This is a genomic window from Paenibacillus sp. FSL R5-192, from assembly GCF_000517845.1.
Taxonomy (GTDB): Bacteria; Bacillota; Bacilli; order Paenibacillales; family Paenibacillaceae; genus Paenibacillus; species Paenibacillus amylolyticus.
In genome coordinates this window covers 210,298-231,832 of the sequence record NZ_ASPR01000046.1, presented here as the reverse complement: position 1 = coordinate 231,832, position 21,535 = coordinate 210,298, and the positions used below count along the sequence as shown (strand labels likewise).

The 21,535-nt window shown below is 45.5% G+C and carries 15 protein-coding genes; all 15 read left to right on the top strand.

All coding sequences use genetic code 11. The annotated features are described in order from the left end of the window. Window positions 1–1,955 (top strand): dynamin family protein (locus tag C161_RS22735; protein WP_036672926.1); only part of this gene is annotated, 1,955 nt, incomplete at its 5' end. A gap of 324 nt (window positions 1,956–2,279) precedes the next feature. Next, window positions 2,280–4,052: an ABC transporter ATP-binding protein gene (locus C161_RS22730; protein ID WP_036613268.1), complete on the top strand. Its 1,773-nt coding sequence runs from the start codon at window positions 2,280–2,282 to the stop codon at window positions 4,050–4,052. Next, entirely contained in the window at window positions 4,049–5,899 is a 1,851-nt protein-coding gene (locus tag C161_RS22725; RefSeq protein ID WP_036672925.1) for an ABC transporter ATP-binding protein, read from the top strand. Before C161_RS22730 ends, C161_RS22725 begins: the two co-directional genes overlap by 4 nt. Window positions 5,900–6,163: 264 nt before the next feature. After that, window positions 6,164–7,750, top strand: a complete 1,587-nt coding sequence (locus C161_RS22720) for an AraC family transcriptional regulator (protein WP_235193899.1) — start codon at window positions 6,164–6,166, stop codon at window positions 7,748–7,750. A 131-nt stretch (window positions 7,751–7,881) separates the two neighbouring features. After that, window positions 7,882–8,871 (top strand): ABC transporter substrate-binding protein, encoded by a 990-nt coding sequence (locus C161_RS22715; RefSeq protein WP_036672922.1) that lies wholly within the window; start codon window positions 7,882–7,884, stop codon window positions 8,869–8,871. Window positions 8,872–8,933: 62 nt separating this feature from the next. After that, window positions 8,934–9,956: an NAD(P)/FAD-dependent oxidoreductase gene (locus tag C161_RS22710; RefSeq protein ID WP_036672921.1), complete on the top strand. Its 1,023-nt coding sequence runs from the start codon at window positions 8,934–8,936 to the stop codon at window positions 9,954–9,956. A 252-nt stretch (window positions 9,957–10,208) separates the two neighbouring features. Continuing rightward, on the top strand, window positions 10,209–11,396 hold the full coding sequence (gene purT / locus C161_RS22705) for a formate-dependent phosphoribosylglycinamide formyltransferase (RefSeq protein WP_036672920.1): 1,188 nt from the start codon (window positions 10,209–10,211) through the stop codon (window positions 11,394–11,396). Further along, on the top strand, window positions 11,386–11,844 hold the full coding sequence (locus C161_RS22700; protein ID WP_036613284.1) for a GNAT family N-acetyltransferase: 459 nt from the start codon (window positions 11,386–11,388) through the stop codon (window positions 11,842–11,844). Before purT ends, C161_RS22700 begins: the two co-directional genes overlap by 11 nt. 316 nt (window positions 11,845–12,160) lie before the next feature. Further along, a complete protein-coding gene (locus C161_RS22695; protein WP_051449892.1) occupies window positions 12,161–12,976 on the top strand; it encodes a CAP domain-containing protein in 816 nt (271 codons plus the stop codon). A gap of 292 nt (window positions 12,977–13,268) precedes the next feature. After that, complete coding sequence (locus C161_RS22690; protein WP_305955651.1) at window positions 13,269–14,141, top strand: GDSL-type esterase/lipase family protein; 873 nt, start codon at window positions 13,269–13,271, stop codon at window positions 14,139–14,141. Continuing rightward, a complete protein-coding gene (locus C161_RS22685) occupies window positions 14,142–15,107 on the top strand; it encodes an ABC transporter ATP-binding protein (RefSeq protein WP_036672918.1) in 966 nt (321 codons plus the stop codon). Next, window positions 15,100–16,089: an ABC transporter permease gene (locus C161_RS22680; protein WP_036613298.1), complete on the top strand. Its 990-nt coding sequence runs from the start codon at window positions 15,100–15,102 to the stop codon at window positions 16,087–16,089. The genes C161_RS22685 and C161_RS22680 overlap by 8 nt, the downstream gene beginning before the upstream one ends. Window positions 16,090–16,165: 76 nt before the next feature. Then, window positions 16,166–18,145 (top strand): DNA topoisomerase IV subunit B, encoded by a 1,980-nt coding sequence (gene parE / locus C161_RS22675; protein ID WP_036613300.1) that lies wholly within the window; start codon window positions 16,166–16,168, stop codon window positions 18,143–18,145. Between the two features lie 12 nt (window positions 18,146–18,157). Continuing rightward, window positions 18,158–20,620 carry a DNA gyrase subunit A gene (gene gyrA / locus C161_RS22670; RefSeq protein WP_036672917.1) on the top strand — a complete coding sequence of 821 codons (2,463 nt, stop codon included), beginning with the start codon at window positions 18,158–18,160 and terminating at the stop codon, window positions 20,618–20,620. A gap of 228 nt (window positions 20,621–20,848) precedes the next feature. Continuing rightward, window positions 20,849–21,289 carry a MarR family winged helix-turn-helix transcriptional regulator gene (locus tag C161_RS22665; RefSeq protein ID WP_036613306.1) on the top strand — a complete coding sequence of 147 codons (441 nt, stop codon included), beginning with the start codon at window positions 20,849–20,851 and terminating at the stop codon, window positions 21,287–21,289. Window positions 21,290–21,535 lie beyond the last annotated feature (246 nt).

Here is a 21,535-nt window from a genome sequence, read left to right as displayed (position 1 = left end):
CGCCAGAGGCACCGCCAGCGCAGCGCGCAGTCGCGGCAGCGGTGCCTGGGCCATCGGCGGCGGCTGGCGCTGAACGCCGCCGACGCCTGGACGCAGCAGCGGCACGGCTCGAAGCCGCTGCTGCGCTGGTAGAGCCGTACCCCGCCATGGGGTCGGCGGTACGGGATCTGCGTGCACGCGCGGCTTCGCTTGCGGGCGGCACGTTCACTTTGGCGCTGTTCGGAGCATTCAGCGCCGGCAAATCCTCCTTCGCCAACGCATTGCTGGGCGAAGCTGTACTACCCGTCTCGCCGCATCCAACAACAGCGGCGATTAACCGAATCATGGCTCCTGCCGGGGGCGCGGAGCATGGAACAGCCCGGGTCCGGATGAAGACCCGGGACGCCTTCCAGGAAGACCTCGGCTATTCCTTCCGATTGCTCGGACTGGGTGAGCCTGGAGCGGAGTGGCAGAAGCGAGTACGTTCCCTCTCACCACAGGATGTGCATCCGGCGGGGCGCCCGCATTACAGCTTTTTGCAGGCAGCGGCAGCCGGTTGGGAAGAAACAGCGGACCAGTTAGGTCAGGATGTGCTGGTGGATCTGGACGGTTATCGTAACTTTGTCGCAAACGAGAAGAAGTCCTGTTTTGTAGACAGTATCGATCTCTATTACAGTTGCGATGTGACTGAACAAGGCATTGTACTGGTAGACACACCAGGAGCGGACTCCGTGAATGCTCGTCATACGGGTGTAACCTTCAATTATATGAAGAATGCGGATGCACTCATTTTTGTAACGTATTACAACCATGCTTTCTCACAAGGAGATCGACAGTTCCTGAATCAGTTGGGACGTGTTAAAGATAGTTCTGCCATGGATCAGATGTTCTTTGTTGTGAATGCCAGTGACTTGTCTTCCTCTGAGGAAGAACTGGAGCAGGTTCTCGATCATGTGAGCACCCAACTGCGCAGTAATGGAATTCGGGCACCACGACTCTTCCCGGTATCCAGCATACTGGCGATGGAAGGCAAGATGGCAGGTGATTCGAAGCTGCTTGAGCAATCCGGTTTTATCCGGTTTGAGGAAGAGTTCAACCAATTTGCTGGCAGAGAATTAGCCGACCTTGCGGTAGGTGGAGCTTCCGAAGAGATGGCACGTGTCATTCAGCGGCTGAAGAATCGTGCAGAGGATGCGGCTCAGGGCGAAGAAGTATTGCAGCAGCGGCGGGATGAACTAGGGACTATTCAGGGACAGTCACGTCAGCGCATACAGCAACTTGCAGCAAGATCCATGAAGGAAGAACTGTCACAGGAAACAGCAGAATTACTCTTCCATGTGCGGCAGCGGCTTGCCTATCGCCTTGGTTTATTCATGGCAGAAGCATTCCATCCATCCGTACTTCGGGAGGATCGGGGCAATCTGAAGATGGCTTTTGCAGCCTGTGGACGTGAACTGTTACGTATGATTGCCATTGAACTGGAGCAGGAACTGCTTGCTACCACCCTCAGACTTGAACAGGCGGGTCAGACCTGGCTGATGAAGCAAGTTACGGAATGTATAGATGAGGTGAGGCAGTTATCAGGGGGCGTGGATGTGTCACTGCCACTGAACGAACGCTGGAGTACACCTGTGCTTGAAGAAGTTCGTCTGGAAGAACCGTCCGGATGGAAAAGCTATTTGAATTATTTCCGCAATCCGAAACAGTTCTTCGAAGGAGATGGACGTCAGCGATTACAGGAGGCACTTGATCCTGTCCTCAAACAGATGATCATTGAAGTTCTTCCTGCTGCGCAAGACAAACTGATTCAGTTTTATGACAACCAGATTTGTCAATCCTTGCAACACCAATCCCGTCAGTTGGAAGAACGTCTGGACGAGGCGGTAAGTGGAATTCAAGATACACTGGAGAGCGGAATTCCGGCGGAGCAATGGACCAGCTTGTCTAACCAACTGGAACAGATTGAACGCAGTTAAAATCACGGCATAACGCGTATTCTCTGGAAGTCTTTGTAAAACAAAATGAATGATACAGCAACACATTGAAAATGTTGCGAAAATCAACCCAAAAGGGCCCCTGCCGAAAAGGCATATAGGGAGCCTTTTTTTGGTACGAACAACCTGAAATAAAGAGAATATTCAAACATTTGATTGAAAGGTGGGTATTTACCTTCGTTAATGCGTCAATAAGCTGAAAGCAGGCAGAATATGGTCTGTTATTCGCTTTGCCGCGAATGGGGTACGGTGATAAACTTCATAAATGTTCATAGTATTTTTGAACGACATAAGAGGAGGAGAAACATGGATGTTCTTAGGCAACTGCAAACCTTTTTTTGGGAAAAGCGAACGTATTTATTTGTATCAATCTTGTTCCTCGCCTTAGCGACCGCACTTGGGTTGGTGTATCCGTACATGCTGAGGATACTGATTGATGACATCATTGTTCCGCGAACTTTTGAAGACGTTCCCATAATTGCCTTGACTGTGTTAGGTGTAGTTATTTTGAAAGCGGGAATGCAGTTTTTACATGGCTTTTTTGGAGGACGCTTGGGTAACTTCCTGGCGTACAGACTTCGTAATGCATGTTACGAAAAGCTTCAATTTTTATCCTTCCGTTATTATGATACGGCCAAGACAGGTGATCTGATGTCCCGCCTCACGGGAGATTTGGAAGCCATCCGTAACTTTATCGGATTTGGTTTCGCCCAGATTCTTAACATGGTTTTCATGGTCGTATTTGGCGCAATCATGATGATGACCATGAGTTGGCAGCTTACGTTGTTCACGCTCATATGCATCCCATTACTTGCCTTCGTTGCGCTGAGATTCGAATCCAAAATTCACCCTGCGTTTCAGGAGATGCGGCTGGCGCTCAGTTCACTGACAACAGCGGTACAGGAGAATATTACTGGCGTACGTACGGTAAAATCCTTTGCACGTGAGCCTTATGAAGTGGAGAAATTCTCCATACGTAATGAGCGTTACAAAACAAATCAGATTCATGCCGCAACATTGTGGAGTCGCTATTTTCCGATCATGGAGATTCTTGCTTCGGTGAGTATCGTGCTGTTGCTGGTGATCGGTGGAAGAATGGTTATACAGAAGACGCTGACACTCGGTGAACTCGTTGCCTTTTTCAGTTTGATCTGGTACATAATCGGTCCAATGTGGAACCTTGGGTTCCATATCAACAACTATACGCAATCCAAAGCTTCAGGTGAACGGGTGCTCGAACTGCTCAATACGCCAGTGGACGTGGAAGAAACGCAAGATCCAGTCATTGTTGAGGCAGACCAGGTGAACGGCCATGTGACATTTGAATCCGTTACCTTTGCCTACGGCAACAAAATGCCAGCAGTAACTGATATTAATTTTGACGCTGCACCCGGTTCTGTAATCGGTTTCCTTGGGGGAACAGGGTCAGGTAAATCGACCATCATTCAGCTTCTGATGCGTGCCTATAACGTCAACTCGGGAACGATCAAGCTGGATGGCAAAAACATTAAAGATATAGGTATTCGCAGTTTGCGGAGTCAGATCGCTTCTGTTTTCCAGGAAACATTCCTGTTCTCATCCAGCATTCGCAATAATATTTCCTACGGACTTAAGAACGTCACCATGGATGAGATTATCCGTGCAGCCAAGCTGGCCAAGGCTCATGACTTCATTATGGAGTTCCCGGACGGATATGACACGGTGGTTGGTGAGCGCGGTATGGGTTTATCGGGTGGACAGAAACAGCGGATTGCGATCGCAAGGGCTTTGCTGAAAAATCCGAAAATTCTGGTACTTGATGATGCAACAAGCGCCGTGGACATGGAGACGGAACACGAGATTCAGTCCGGTTTCCAGGAAGTTATGCGCGGCAGAACGACTTTTATTATTGCACACCGGATATCTTCACTACGACATGCAGATGAGATTCTGGTGCTCGATGAAGGTCGCGTGGTACAACGTGGCAAACATACCGAACTCATTGAAGTGCCTGGACCATACCAGGATGTTTATAAAATTCAATATGCAGATTATATTGCCCGCGGTAAGCGGGAGGCTGGGGAGCAGGTGAATTCATGAGTGCCGAAACGATAGCAGACAGGCGCGAGGCAAAAGTGGCCTCTGAGAAGAAACTGAATGAACGATTTGTGTATCAGGATGATGAAATTATTGAAAAACCGTTTAACTGGAAAGAATTTGGACGTTTATTTGCATACATGAAACCTTATGCGAAACAACTGTTACCACTCGTTATTCTAATGATGATTTTGGGCACCATTACAAAATTGTCCGTACCTTTTCTGATCAGTCTGGCAATTGACCGGGCCATCGCACCGGCAACGGGGTTGCCAAGCATGACCATGCTTTATCTTATCGCAGGCTCCATATTTGTGTTGTATCTCATCCAGTGGGCTGCCAATACGTACCGGATCAAATTGACAAACATTATCGGACAGCGTGTTATTTATGACCTTCGCTCGGATCTGTTCAAGCATATCCAGAAGCTGTCCTTTAACTTTTTTGACAAAAGACCGGCAGGTTCCGTACTGGTACGTGTTACGAATGATATTAACTCCCTTCAGGATCTATTCACGAACGGTGCAGTTAACGTCATGATCGACTGCGTACAGTTGCTCGGGATCATTGTGATCTTGCTGTTGATTAACTGGAAACTGGGTCTTGCCGTGATCATTACGGTGCCAATCATGTTTATCATCTCGACCAAACTGCGGGTGCTGATCCGTCGGGCTTGGCAGGATGTGCGCATGAAGAACTCTCGGATTAACTCCCACTTGAATGAATCCATTCAAGGGATTCGAGTGACTCAGGCTTACACACAGGAAAAAGAGAACATGAAATACTTTGACAACATGAATCTGTCTAGCAAAAAGTCATGGGATAGAGCATCAGCGATGAACCAGGGCTTTGGACCGCTGATTGAGATTACCGGTGGATTCGGTACATTAATCCTTTTCTGGTTTGGTGCTTACCTGATTCAACATGACCAGTTAACCGTGGGATTACTTGTTGCCTTTGCCAACTATGTCGGCAACTTCTGGGACCCAATCAACCGTCTGGGACAGATGTACAATCAGTTGCTGGTTGCAATGGCGTCATCGGAGCGTATCTTCGAATTCATGGATGAAAAACCAAGTATTGCGGATAAACCAGGTGCCAAGCCACTTCCTTCTATTAAAGGAGATATCGCATTCGAAAATGTGGTGTTCGAATACGAGAAGGGCAGACAGGCGCTGAAAGGAATCAGCTTCTCAGCGGCTGCGGGACAATCGATTGCACTTGTTGGTCATACGGGCTCGGGTAAAAGTACGATCATCAATCTGATCAGTCGTTTCTATGATATATCCGGCGGACGTCTCACCATTGACGGACAGGATGTGCGGGATGTAACAGTAGAGAGTTTACGCAGCCAGATCAGCATTGTATTACAGGATACCTTCATCTTCTCGGGTACGATTCGTGACAATATTCGATTTGGACGACTGGATGCAACGAATGAAGAGGTGGAGGATGCAGCCAAAGCAGTCAATGCACATGAGTTCATCATGAAGCTGCCTGGCGGATACGATACCGAAGTAGAGGAACGCGGGAACGTATTATCCATGGGACAGCGACAACTGTTATCCTTTGCCCGTGCGTTGCTTGCTGATCCACGCATACTGATTCTGGATGAAGCTACAGCCAGTATTGATACGGAGACAGAGCTTAAAATCCAGGAAGCGTTGAAGGTGCTGTTGCAGGGAAGAACGTCCTTTATGGTCGCTCACCGTCTCTCAACCATCCGGAATGCAGATAACATTATCGTCCTGGATCATGGTGAAATTAAAGAAGAGGGCAACCATGAGCAGCTGATCCAAAAACAAGGCGTGTATAATGGTTTAATTGAAGCTCAATACAGATTTTTGTGATGAAACCTTCGGACGCCCGTTAAGCGTCTGAACACATATGAACTTATAACACTCTGGTGTTTTTTAGCCTGATCCTTCAATAATAAGTGCATCTTATTCATTGAAGACAGGTTAGAGGATAGCCGGAGTGTTTTTTTTATTCGTTAGTGTGGTATGTTATATTTTTGAAGAATGAAATCAATACAATCGTTCATGGCTGGAGGGAGATCAATGCAGATGGACAACAACGAAATAAATTCAAAACATTTGGATCACCTGGATCATATGAATTTTAGACTCCTTCACGTGAATTATACGAGTGATCCTGCGACGGAGTGGCTTCTGAGGAAACACTTCATTGAAACATACATGTTATTATTTGTAGCCAGTGGGCAAGGGTGGTTAAAGATAGATGGCAGTTTCATCGAATTGAAGGCGGGCGGACTGTATGTAGGCTTCCCGGGGCAACTGGTTGAGGCAAATGTGCATTCGTTGGATGAAAGAGGCGTGTATCACATGAGTTTTGATGTCATGTACGCACTGGAGCAGGAGGGTGGAACAGCCCTGGATATGATGAAGCAACTTTTACGTAATGAAGTAAATGGCGAGGTCAGCTCATCTTCACCCGTTGCTGTTGGCGTGATCTGTCAGATGATTTACCACCACACGTTGAAGAAGGATGGTTTGCAAAGGTACTATGGTCAGATTCGTTTTCAGGAACTGTTGTATACCATGTTTTACGATGTGGCCTTTACCGAAAAGACGGACCTGGCTTCACCAATTGAACATGTCAAAGGTTACATGGAGCAGAATTATTCGAAGAGATTAACCATTGAGGAACTAGCAAATGTGGCACGAATGAGCCCTCGACATTTCATGCGTTTATTCAAGAAAAGGTATGGTTATAGTCCAGTGGACTATCTAACGCTATACCGAATTAAACAAGCCCAGATCTTAATGAGAAATGATCACAGTTATCGACTCAAGGATGTGGCATCGTACGTGGGTTATCAGGATGAGACGTATTTCCGGCGTAAATTCAAGCAAATCTCTGGCATTCCACCAGCAGCGTTTATACGTAATAGCAAACAAAAAATTGCTGCAATTCATTCTGTGAGCATTGGTATACTGCTTGCATTGCAGATCATTCCCTGTGCCGCGCCGGCAAGTCATCCATGGACATACTATTATAGACGTAAATATGAAACGGACAAAGTTATGCCACTCGCAGAGAGTGAGACCACTTGGCTGGAACAGCTTCGATTAGTTAAACCTGATTATATTATTACTGTTGGGACGGAGTCTGAGGATTTGCAGAGGCAGCTTCATTCCATTGCTCCTATGTGTGACCTCCCGTGGGAAAAAGGCGATTGGAGAGAACATTTGAGATATGTTGCAAGCTTTTTGGACAGGTCTGATATTGCAGAGGTATGGCTTCAAAGATATGAAGAGAAGGCAACGACCATAAAGGATCAGCTTGAGGATTTCATACGAAAAGACAGATTAGTTGTACTCAAAGTTTATGGTGAAGCGTTGCAGATGTTAGGCCCAAGGAGCATTGCTTCCGTTTTTTACGTTGATATGCAAATGGAGGGTCCCGAAGGAGTTGAGACTTATTGGGAACGGGGCACAATGACCATTAAGGAGTTATCTGTTCTCAACGTGGAAAGAATATTATTGATTGTGGGTGAAGATGAGGAATCTAGGCAGACATGGTCTGCTGTGCGTAAGTCTGAGGAATGGCTTGCATTGTTAGCGGTACAGAATGGCAGAATGGATATGCTTTTGTCGAGCGTCCTGCTGGACTACACTGCGTTTACCCATGAGCTTATGTTGGATGAAATATTAAAGTTATGGCAAGATCGTCCATAGCAAAAAGTCTGAATAGTCAATATCATACCTGAACATATTTTAATATACTTACTCCTATATCAAATGATAATGATAATTATTATTAATTAGACGTTGTCATAACTAAATGCCATATAGGGGGTACATAAAGAATGAGATTCAGATGGTTAACGGTACTATGCACCATGATGTTGGTGCTCATTATTTCGGCTTGCGGTGCAGCAGGCAACGAAGCATCCTCGAGCGAGGGTCAAGAAGCGGGTACCGCCAATTCTTCAACAACAGAAGCCAGTCAGGTGAAAAAAGTGAACACGGAAATGGGAGAAGTTGAAATTCCGGTGAACCCACAAAAAATAGTTGGTTTGTCCGTTGTATATCCAGAATTTTTATATTCACTTGGCATCGTACCCATCGCTGTACAGAACTACCATGAGGATTTTCCTTCTTACTTGCAAGAGCCATTCACAAACACGATGAAAATGGGAATAGGAAGAACGCCTAACTTTGAAGCCCTGATGGAGGCAGCTCCGGATTTGATTATCGCCCCTGACTGGTGGTCCAAAAAGGACTATGATCAGCTTACTCTGATAGCACCTACCGTACTTTTGCCACAGCGTGATGATTGGCGCGATGAACTGCGGGATATGGCCAAAATTCTGGACAAAGAAGAACAGGCAGAAAAGGTGATTCAGGATTTGGTGGATAAGGAGAAAGTAGCTGCTTCCAAATTGGATAAGCTGATTGGTGAGGAGACTGTTCTCTACATTAGAGTGATGGAAAAAGAAATCGTACTTCATGGGGAGAACCTTGACCGAGGAAACTTTGTCCATAAACGATTGGAAATGAATCCACTTCCTAATTTCCCGAAAGATCAAACTGCCATGTCCGTATCCTTGGAAGTACTGCCTGAATACGACGCAGATCATCTGATCGTTCAGCTGGATGATGAGACAAATTCGGAAATTAAAAAGAAATTTGAAGATATGTTATCTTCATCGTTATGGAAAAATCTGAAAGCAGTCAAGCAGGACCACGTCTATATGGTGGGTGGCAAGGAATGGTTCAATCTGGGAATGTCTCCACTTGCCGATGAATATGTCATTGATGATATTGTTGCTGCTTTTGAAGCAAAAAACAAATAAAGCAAACGGGTAAAGTTACATGTATCTCGAATTCATAACTAAATTAACAAGGTGTGTTTAAAATGAATAAGGAAGATATCTATGATCTGACCATCGTCGGAGGCGGACCGGCAGGATTATATGCGGCCTTTTATGCCGGGATGCGTGATATGAGAGTTAAGATCATTGACGGCAAAGACCAACTTGGTGGTTTTCTGCATACCTATTCTGAAAAAACTATTTGGGATGTGGGTGGCCTGCCACCAATGAAGTGTTCAAAGTTGATTGAGTATCTGGTTCAGCAGGCGAATACCTTTAATCCAACGGTTGAATTGAATTGCAAAGTAGATCGGTTCGCTCGACTGGACAACGAGATTTTGGCTCTGTATACTGCTGAAGGCGACATACACTATACGCGTACAATTATTGTCGCAGTAGGCCGCGGTATCGCAGAAATTCAGAAATTGGAGCTTCAGGAGCCGATTCAATGTGAGTATGAAAATCTTCATTACACCGTGCAAAATCCAGAACATTTTTCCGGGAAGCGTGTGCTCATTTCAGGAGGAGGTAACAGTGCAGTAGATTGGGCAATTGAACTTGCTCAACTTGCACGGAGCGTAGTGGTCGTCCACCGAAAAAATGAGTTTCGTGCAATGGAACGCAATGTTAGCGAGATGAACAATGTAACGGATGTCAGAACACCATATAGCATCACACGGCTTCATAATCATGGTGAACGTATCCATCAGGTTGTAATTACGCATATGGAGAGTCAGGAAAATGTATTGTTAGATGTGGATGAAGTCGTAGTTAGTCATGGATATAAAAGCAATTTAAGTGATCTTGCCAGTTGTGGCTTAGAAATGGACGATGGAATGGTTCTAATGAGTCACCATGCACAGACGAGTCTGCCGGGTGTTTTTGCTGCAGGGGATTGTGCAACTCACGATAGCAAAGTCAGACTTATTGCCGGAGCCTTCAACGATGCGATTTTAGCTGTAAATAGTGCGAAAAAATACTTGACTCCAGATGCTCCCATGATGGCGTACGTCTCCTCCCATAATGAAATTTTCAGAGAAAAAAACAAACAAATCCCAAGGTTCTAAACTTGGGGTTTGTTTGCTAATTTATGTTCACTGGAATATTAAAATCTACTCTTTTGACATTTCCTTAATTTTGGGAGGAATGGAAGGAGTATCGAATCTGTGAGCAGTAATTGTAAAATTTGATCGAAAAAACACAAAAAATCTTGTAAAATTCACAAGAAAAATAGGGAGCACTCTTGCAATCTTTAACCAAAACCCCGAAAATAGAGAGACAGATATAGAAGATTTCTCTTTGGGAGGATTGGAAAGAACATGTGGGGTGCTCCTTTTACGGCTCAAGCCAAAAAAATGCTGCTACTAGGCAGTGGAGAATTGGGAAAAGAGGTCGTTATTGAGGCCCAACGACTGGGAGTAGAGACGATCGCTGTTGATCGTTATGAGAACGCACCTGCAATGCAGGTCGCGCACCGGTCTTACTGCATCGACATGCTGGATGCCGAAGCTTTGAAACAATTGATCCGTAAAGAAAAACCTCATTACATCGTACCTGAGATTGAAGCTATTGCAACAGAAGCTTTACTGGAGCTTGAGGAAGAGGGATTTTGTGTAGTACCTACTGCCCGAGCTGCACGTCTAACGATGGATCGCGAAGGCATCCGTCGGCTTGCAGCCGAACAATTGAAACTTCCGACAGCTGATTACCTTTTTGCGGACAACCTGGAACAACTTCAGGAAGCCGTACGTGAGCTTGGCACACCTTGTGTCATTAAACCATTAATGAGTTCTTCCGGCAAAGGGCAGAGTGTATGCCGAACACCGGGCGACGTAGAGGATTGCTGGAACATTGCTCTTTCGGGGGCTCGTGGCAAATCCGTTCGTGTTATTGTGGAGAGCTTTGTGCAATTTGACAGTGAGATTACATTACTTACTGTTAGGTCTGTATCAGGCACCGTATTTTGTCCTCCGATTGGTCATATTCAGAAGGATGGGGATTATGTCGAATCCTGGCAGCCTCATGCAATGACTCCTGAGCAATGGCAGCAAGCTTGTCATATTGCCAAATCCGTCACGGATGAACTTGGCGGGTATGGACTGTTTGGAGTGGAGTTGTTCCTGACCCCGGATGGTGTTGTGTTCAGCGAGGTATCTCCTCGTCCACATGACACAGGTATGGTTACAATGGTGACGCAAGACAGTTCCGAGTTTGCGCTGCATGTACGTGCAATTCTTGGTTTTCCGGTCACAGGTGTACATCTGTTGACACCGGGAGCTTCAGCAACGCTGAAGGCTAATGATGAAACATCTGACTTTACTGTAGGCGGGATTGAAGAAGCTCTGGCTCTTCCTCGTACTCAGATTCGTGTATTTGGCAAACCTGAGACCAAAGTAGGACGCCGAATGGCTGTAGCCTTAAGTGCTGGTCAAGATGTGGAAGAAGCTCGTAAAACAGCGGTGCAAGCCGCTAATATGCTGAAAGTGGAGGTAAATCATGTCCAATAATGTTGAGGCCCCTGTACTGATGATCCGAGAGTGTGAACTACGAGATGCTGAAGCGGTAACGGGACTGATGCGAGAGGTCAGCTATCCGACAACAACCAATGTCATGAAAGAACGTATTGAATGTTTGGAAACCAATCCAAACGCATGCATGCTTGTTGCCGAAGTGGATGAACAAATTATTGGTGTGATTGGCTTGCAATGTGTGCAAAGTCATGCCTATCCAGAACCTGCCGCACAAATTACTTCCCTGATTGTAGGTCAAGAACATCGTGGTGGTGGGATTGCCCGTCGTCTGATGGCTCGTGCCGAAGATTGGGGCAGACAGCAAGGTGGTAAACAACTGTTTGTCACGGGTGCAAACCGTGAAGTGACTTCAACAACGTACTCTTTTTATGAGCACATTGGTTTTCAGAAGAGAGGGTATCGGTTCAGTAAAGTTCTTCTATAGTACAAATAAAGTTTCTTCTATTGCATGGAAATTCTCATGATATCCTGATCTGCACATTCTTGTGTGGTGAATGATAAATAGATGGTGAAGCGACATTCGACTAGCATTTTTAGTCCGAATGTCTTTTTTTTATGATTTTGTCAACGGGAGTAGAGCCTTACAGGATAAGCCCTCAGACAAATCTGTAACACTCTAAAAAATGACAAAAAAGTTACTTTTCCATATTTTATAGGTTCACAATCTCCTGTCGAATTGATATACTGCTAGAGTATTAATTACAAAGTTGTAATAACTAATCTTAAGGAGATGAATGAATTTGAAAAAGAAATGGATGAAAACTGTCGTAACGAGTAGTCTGACAGCCGTACTGGCCGTAGGGGTAATGCTTCCTGCTTCCGCGTCTGCTGCAGATTCAACATATAAGACTATCACAACGTACAAAATTACAAGTACAGACAGCTTGAAAGCTTATATTGAGAAATGGCTCAAACAAAATGGATACACCGTATCCGAGGGGCAAATTGTAGAGAAACCTGCTACGCAGCCTGATCAAACGACGAAACCTGCTGAGCCGACAACAAAACCAACTCAACCAACAACAAAACCTGCTGAGCCTACAACTAAGCCTGAGCAACCGACTAAACCAACACAACCAGTTCAAGAAGAAAAACCGGAAACTACACCGGCTAAAGATCCTTCAAACACGGGTAACACAGGTAACACAGGTAACAATACAAGTAATAATGGTAGCGAAAGCACACAATCCGACTTTGCTACTCAAGTTGTAAAACTTGTGAACGCTGAGCGTGCTAAAGCAGGTCTGAACGCTCTGACTTCAGATGCACTTCTGGACAAAGTAGCTGTTGCTAAAGTAAAAGATATGAGTAACAATAACTATTTTGATCACCAGTCACCTACGTATGGTTCTCCGTTTGATATGATGAAACAATTCGGAGTAACGTACAGCTATGCAGGTGAGAACATTGCCCAAGGACAAAAAACACCACAGGAAGTTGTTACAGCTTGGATGAATAGTGAAGGTCACCGTGCCAATATTCTGAGCAAAAACTTTACGCATATCGGAGTAGGTTTCTACAACGGATACTGGGCACAAGAGTTTATCGGTAAGTAATCGATTTATAATGAAGAAAGTATGATTTTCTTTTCCACAAGGTTATGCCAGTACACAGTTCAAATCTGTGTATGGCATAACCTTTTTTCCGTAAAATGACATATAAAAAATGAATTCTGCGAATGCAGCGCCAAAGTTTGCAAATTAACGACAGAACATTTATGTTATTTAGGAATAGCATCATTAAGGCGTGTCTGAAAACTCCGAAGTAAGCGGATTTTCAGACACGCCTTAATGTAAAGTCATTATAAATTATAAAGCACCCGGACTGGTGTACATGAGTGGAGATGTGATGATGAAAAAGAAAAAAAGCCTGGATTCAGCACCATGGATCTGGAGAACTGTCAGTACAGTATCCATCTTGGCAACTTTGTTGTTGTTATTTGGATTTGGTTACGCCATAAAAGACGTGATTTTCCCCGAGGGAGATTCCGCATTAACTACAGGCCAGGAGGCAACTGCTCCATCTAAGGATATCGAGGGGGAACCGGCTGTCGTGGAAGATGGCAAGATTCGGATGGCCGTCATCGGTGATTCTCTGGCAAGAGGCACGGGCGATGATGAAGGACTCGGTTTTGTGAGACGTGCAGGGAATCTGCTTAAAGATAAAGGATATGACGTTCAGGTTCTTAATAATCTGGGTGTAAACGGTTTGAGAACAGATGCTTTATTGGAAAAACTCGATGAGCAAGGCGTACGTTACGTCTTACAACAATCCAATTTTATCTTGCTCTCGATCGGCGCAAATGATTTGTTCCAGGGAGGACAAGTTCTACAGGGGGAAGATCCGCCAACAGCAGAGCAGCTGGCAGCGGCTTTGCCGGAAACGTCGAAGCGCCTTCAAGAGATATTGAAGAAAGTAAAAGAAATTAATCCCGATGCGCAGATTGCGTACATAGGGTTGTACAATCCATTTGGCGATGTGAAGGAACTGGAGAAGCCAGGTAATGCAGTGGTAGCTGCATGGAACGATGCTGCACTGGCTATTTTGAACAATGAGGACAAGATGACACTGGTCCCTACATTCGATTTGTTTGAAAATCATCTGGGGGAGTATCTCTCGTCAGATCATTTCCATCCCAACGGACAAGGTTATGAGCAAATTGCAGTTCGGATTGCACAGGAATTCCAGGCAGATACACCGGCAGAAGGGAGCGGAAATTAAATGGCAGAGCAACTGTATGATTCCGTCCTATCCGTACAGAATCTGAAAAAGCGGATCGGACGCAAATGGATCATTAAGGACGTTACATTTGACGTAAAACCTGGTGAAATCTTCGGATTTCTCGGTCCCAACGGTGCCGGCAAAACAACTACGATACGGATGCTGGTCGATCTGATCAAACCAACAGAAGGAAAAATTAAAGTTTGTGGTTATGATGTGAATCGGGACCCTGAGCGTGCTTTGAAGTATGTAGGCTCCATTGTTGAAAATCCGGAGGTATATACATATCTGACAGGGTGGGAGAACCTGGAGCATTTCGCTCGCATGCAACCAGGTGTGGACAATGAACGAATTCAGGAAGTTGTAGATATTGTGCGTCTGGATCAGCGGATTCACGATAAAGTCAGAACGTACTCATTGGGTATGCGTCAACGGCTCGGTATTGCACAAGCGCTGCTTGGGCGACCGCGTCTGCTTATTCTGGATGAACCGACAAATGGTCTTGATCCAAAAGGCATTAAGGAACTTCGTGTCTTTATTAAGCAACTTGCCAGCGAAGGTATGGCTGTATTTGTCAGCAGTCACTTGTTAAGTGAGATCCAGCTTCTCTGTGACAGAGTAGCCATTATCAGTGCTGGGCGTGTGCTTGCTGTTGGAGGTGTAAGCGAACTGATTGAAGATCATTCGAAGTTGGCTATATGGCATGTTTCACCACTGGAGCAAGGCAAAAAAATGTTGCAGGATGCAGGCATTGCTCTGGTAGGTCGACCTGCGGATGTGATGGATGATACCATTGTTGCGGGCCTTGGTCCCAACGCTGTGGTTGCCGAGATGCACGAAGATCGAATTCCTGATATGGTGCAACAGATGGTTCAAGCTGGTGTACAGGTTGAAGGGGTACAGCGGATCCAGCCTACGCTTGAACAACTATTCTTAAAAATGACAGAAGGTGAATCCATTGAGTAATATCATGCCGCTGATCCGCAATGAAACGATTAAGATGGTGAAGAAAAAACGGCTTTATATTATATTTATTGTACTTGCGGTCCTCGTACCGATGTTTACGTATGCCCAGATGAAATCTGCGGAGAATAATCGCGACAAGTTTGGCGGCGATTGGCGTCTTGAACTGCAACAGGCCATCACAGACAATCAAAATTCGCTCGGTAGCGATCGGGTACCTGAAGAGTACAAAAAATATAGAACAGTATATATCCAGCAGATGCAGTATTATCTTGAGAATGACATTAATCCCAAAGAACCGGGCGGTGTCACCTTTACGCGGGAGTTCATGAACAACGCGGTTGGATTGTTTATTCCACTGTTAATCATGGCTATTGCTTCAGATCTTGTTTCTGGTGAACGTACGACAGGTACGATTAAAATGCTTTTAACGCGTCCGGTTAGACGCTGGAAAGTGCTTTTGAGTAAATTAATTACGCTGATTATGTTTGTTTCGATCATAGTGGTATCAGCCTACATTATATGTTATGTCATATCGGGTGCGGTCTTTGGTTATAAAGGCTTCAACATGCCAATCTTCACAGGATTCAAAGTTGTGGGAACAGATGTCGATATGTCGGCAGTGCATGCTGTAGACCAGTGGCTGTATATGCTAATGCAGGCAGGACTGATCTGGTTTGTGAGTGTAATTGTGGCTATGCTTGCATTTATGGTATCTGTGCTTGTGCGCAGTACTGCTGCAAGTATCGTTATCATGATGGCCGCTTTGATTGCAGGAACAATCTTGACCAGTATGGCAGCGTCCTGGCAGACCGCGAAGTATTTGTTCATGGTTAACCTCGAACTTCCGAATTATTTGTCTGGCGGGTTACCTCCAATCGAGGGTATGAATTTAGGTTTTTCCCTTATTGTGCTTAGTGTTTGGGGCATTGCTTCACTCATTGTGTCATTCCTTGTCTTTACGAAACGGGATATCTTGAATTAAAATGGACAAGGATAAGAAAACATCTGTTTGCATTTTAGGCATTTTTTTAGTTGCAAGTTAAGAAGGGGGAGCATGAATGGTCGAGCAAATCGATATGTCGGCAGGTTCGACAGGCGGAGGACAGGGGTCTTCAGGCTACGACGCGGACGACATTCAAGTACTTGAAGGGTTGGTAGCGGTACGGAAACGGCCGGGGATGTACATCGGTAGCACCAGCACTTCAGGTTTACATCATTTGGTATGGGAAATTGTCGACAACGCTGTCGACGAACATCTCGCCAAATTCTGCTCCAAAATCGATATCACGCTGCATAAGGACGGTTCTATTACGGTTCAGGATAACGGAAGGGGAATTCCGACAGGTATACATAAAACAGGGATTCCTACTCCCCAGGTCGTGTTTACGATTTTGCACGCAGGCGGAAAGTTCGGTGGATCAGGATACAAAAAATCAGGCGGTTTGCACGGTGTAGGTGCGTCAGTTACTAACGCATTGTCCGAGTGGCTTGAAGTCGAGATTTTCCGTGATGGCAAGATTCATCGTCAGCGATTCGAGTATTGGAAGGACAAAAAAGGGATTGAACATGTCGGTGAACCGGTCTCCGGTCTCGAAGTGTTGGGCAATACCAATCGGACAGGTACAAAAGTTACATTTAAACCGGATATTCGGGTGTTCCAGAGCGGTATTCAATTTAATTATGATACATTGGCAGAACGTCTTCAGGAGATTGCTTTTCTGAATTCGGGTCTGAGAATTGTGCTCAAGGATGAACGTTCGGGCAATCAGGATGAATACATGTATGAAGGTGGAGCAAGCCAGTTTGTTGCTTTTCTTAACGAAAATAAAGATGTGCTGCATGATGTTATTCACTTCTATGCGGAGAAGGATGACATTGAAGTCGAAGTGGCAATCCAGTATAACGCGGGTTATACCGAAACGCTGGCTTCGTTCGTGAACTCGATCTCTACTCGGGGTGGCGGTACACATGAGACCGGATTCAGGGCTGCGTATACTCGTGTAATGAATGACTACGCGCGCCGTACCAGCATGATTAAGGAAAAAGATAAAAACCTTGAAGGCAATGATTTGCGTGAAGGTATGATGGCCGTCATCAGTGTCAAGATGTCAGAGGTTGAGTTCGTAGGTCAGACCAAGGATCAGCTCGGCAGCGCTTCCGCTCGAAGTGCAGTGGATTCGGTCGTGTCCGAGAATATTCAACGGTTTCTGGAAGAAAACCCGCAGGTAGCGCAAACGTTAATTCGCAAAGCGGTCCAAGCCTCCAGAGCCAGAGAAGCAGCCCGCAAAGCACGTGATGATATGCGCACAGGCAAGAAACGTAGCGAAAGTTCCAACCTGAACGGCAAACTAACGCCGGCGCAATCAAAGGATTTTACCCGAAATGAGTTATTTATTGTCGAAGGGGATTCCGCAGGTGGTTCTGCCAAACAGGGACGTGACTCGAAGATTCAGGCTATTCTGCCGCTCAAGGGAAAACCGCTCAATCCGGAAAAATCAAAGCTGGCCGACATTCTCAAAAATGAAGAATACCGCGCCATTACAGCGGCGATCGGGGCGGGCATAGGAACCGAATTTGCAGTTGAAGACAGCAATTATTCCAAAATTATCATTATGACCGATGCGGATACGGACGGCGCACATATTCAGGTGCTGCTGTTGACCTTCTTTTATCGTTATATGAAGCCTTTAATTGATGCAGGCAAAGTATATATTGCTCAGCCGCCATTGTACAAACTTACTCGTAAGTCTGGTAAGCTTGCGAGTGTTCGATATGCATGGACGGATGAAGAACTGGCCAATTATATGAAGGAATTCGGTAATAATGTTGAGCTTCAACGTTATAAAGGTCTTGGTGAGATGAATCCGGATCAACTGTGGGAGACAACAATGAATCCGGAAACTCGTGCGATGCTGAAGGTACAGATTGTTGATGCAGCAAAAGCAGAACGTCGTGTATCTACGCTCATGGGTGATAAGGTTGATCCGCGGAAACGCTGGATCGTAGAGAACGTCGACTTTACAGAGTACGAAGAATAGAAGGTGCTTGGAATGAGTCCATCAGAACAATTTATGCCGGCCTTTCTCGAAGAGGTCGTTGGGGACCGTTTCGGTCGCTACTCCAAATATATTATTCAGGATCGAGCCATTCCGGATGTCCGGGATGGGTTGAAGCCAGTACAACGGCGTATTCTATACGCCATGTACGATTCAGGTAATACGCCTGACAAGACTTACCGCAAGTCTGCCAAAACCGTTGGGGACGTAATGGGTAATTATCATCCACATGGTGACTCATCCATCTATGAGGGCATGGTGCGGATGGCTCAGCCATGGAAAATGGGCCATATGCTCGTGGACGGTCATGGTAACTGGGGATCACAGGATGATGACCCGGCAGCGGCGATGCGGTATACGGAGGCCCGTTTGTCGCCCATCGCGATGGAGATGCTTCGCGATATCGAGAAACGGACGGTTCTGTTTAAGGATAATTTTGATAATACGGCCAAAGAACCGGTTGTATTGCCATCCCGTTATCCGAACTTGCTGGTTAATGGTGTCAGCGGTATTTCCTCCGGATTTGCAACGGAGATTCCTCCACACAATTTACGTGAAGTCATTGATGCTTCGATCGCTGTGATGGAGAAACCGTCGATTGAGCTGGACGAAATCATGATGTTTATGAAGGGTCCTGACTTTCCAACAGGCGGATTGATTATGGGCGGTGACGGCATTCTGGATGCCTATCGCACAGGTAAGGGACGGATCTATATCCGGTCCAAAACCGAGATTGAAAACATGCGCGGTGGTAAACAGCAGATCGTTATTACCGAAATTCCGTATCAGGTCGTGAAATCTCGTCTGGTTACAGCGATGGAGAACATCCGACTTGAGAAGAAGGTTGAAGGTATTGCCGAAGTGCGTGATGAGAGCGGACGTGAAGGTCTGCGAATCGTGGTTGAGTTGAAAAAAGAAGCGGACGCACAAGGTATTTTGGCTTATTTGCTGAAGAAAACCGACCTGCAGGTCACCTATAATTTCAATATGGTTGCGATTGTGAATAAAGCACCTCATCAATTAGGATTGAAATCGATCCTCGAGGCTTACATTGCCCATCAGCGGGAGGTTGTAACCTTCCGTACCCGGTTTGAGCTGGAGAAGGCGCAAGACCGTGCGCATGTGCTCGAGGGCTTGGTAAAAGCACTTAACATCCTTGACGAGGTCATTGCGGCTATCAAAGCGTCGAAGAACCGTCAAGATGCTCAAAACAACCTGATGTGGATGTTTGGATTCACGGAACGCCAAGCGGATTCCATCCTTACGTTGCAATTGTACCGTTTGACGAATCTGGAGATCAATTCTCTGGAGAAGGAACTCGGTGAACTGATGAAAAAGATTGCACAATTACAATCCATTCTGGATAGTGACCGCAAGCTCATCGGAGTCATCCGCAAGGAATTGATGGAGATTCGTGAGAAATACGGCATAGACCGTCGTTCTGCGATCCAGGGTGAAGTGGAAGAACTTAAGGTTAATCTTGAAGTACTTGTGAATGCGGAAGATGTATTTGTTACGTTATCCAAAGAGGGATATGTGAAACGTACAGGCATGCAGTCCTTTACACGTTCTGGTGGTGAACGGAGCGGAAGTGGTGTGAAAGACGGCGATTATATCGCTCAGGTTCTGGAAGTAAATACGCTTGAGAACTTGCTTGTCTTTACGAGGAAAGGTCAGTACTTCCTGTTACCTGTTCACCAGGTACCTGAATTCAAGTGGAAAGATCCAGGCACAGCCATTGTGAATGTCATTCCCCTTGCGAAAGATGACCGTATTGCAAGTGTGCTTGCTGTGAAATCCTTTGAAGAGCCAAATCACAGTCTGGTCTTCGTTACGCGAAGAGGACAGGTGAAACGAACGGAGCTGAAGGATTACGTTACCAAGCGTTCCGGTGCAGTTGCGGCTTGTAAAGTGGGCAAGGACGATGAAGTGTTATCTGTACATTTAAGTACAGGTGGTCAAGATATTATGTTGATTACAAAAGAAGCCATGGCGATTCGTTTCCGAGAGGATGAGGTTAATCCAATGGGACGTGTATCCGGTGGTGTTCGTGGTATTCAGTTAAGAGATACAGATGAAGTTGTATCGGCTTTATGGGTAGAAGGAGATGAAGGTGAAGTTGCCGTGTTGTCCGATCTGGGATATGGTAAACGATCATTACTTCTGGATTACGCTATACAGAGTCGTGGAGGCAAGGGGCTTGCCACATTCGAGTTCAAAGAAGGCAAACGTGTGAAACCGAATGGTAGCCGTATTGTTGGAGCGTTCTATTGCAAAGAGCAACGTAAGATCACTGTAATGACCAAAGAAGGCCAAGTGTTCCCGATCTCTTCGGAAGGTGTTCCGATTACAGAGCGCAAACATATTGGCAAGCTGATCGTTCATGTGGACAAACAGGACGAGATCGTTGAATTTCTAAGGGACTTCAATGAGAATCAACCACCATCATCTTCATAAAAACAAACAAACGAGACTTTTCGCAGAACAGCTAATCCTGTCATGCGAGGAGTCTTTTTTTGTTGTTCAAAGGCGGATTAGAAGAGGGCATTCATGCGAAGTTTAACAACCTTCGTCGATTACGGTCGATCGCTAGGAAATTGAAAAAAGGCAGCAGGAATGCGGCTTTGGAGCGCGAAAACTTAAGCAGGTGAAGTGATAACCGGTTGCAGAGAGGAGCGATGGAAGATGTATAATTCCGATTTTGCCAAGTGCTGGTCCAGGTTGACCAAAGATTATAAATTGCATATGGATCAAGAGCTGGCACCCTCATTAACGGAGGCTCAGCTGGCTGTTCTGGAGGTACTTGAAGACCATCAGAAGATGAAACCTTCGGATCTAATTCCTTATCTGTCAACTACGCCAGCTGCTGTAACCATGCTGCTCGATCGAATGGAGAAGAATGATCTGATTCGCAGGAATCGGGATAATCAGGATCGACGCATTGTGTGGGTATCTCTATCAGAGAAAGGAAGAATGGAGACAGAGCGGGGAATCACCATCCGTAATGAATTCATGAACTCTGTTCTCAGTAACATTTCGATGCACAATCAACAATTGCTGGTATATCTGTTAGGCAAAATGACAACACCCAAGACCAAAGAGCCTGCCTTATCTACTTCGGTATGATACCATGCTGATTCTTCTGAATAACCATAGGAGTGCCTGCTCGTTTCATGCAGGAGCCCTATGGTTATTTTATTTACAAATTACATATGCTACACACTGTGTCCAGGTTAGTTGGGTAAAGGCATGGATGTAACACAGTTAGTATGTCCTAATATTATTTTTGTGAATTCATATGTAAAGAGTTGACTATGTAAATATTTTTGTTATAATAAATAATTGTTCCCCTGATATTTCGTGTACGAAATA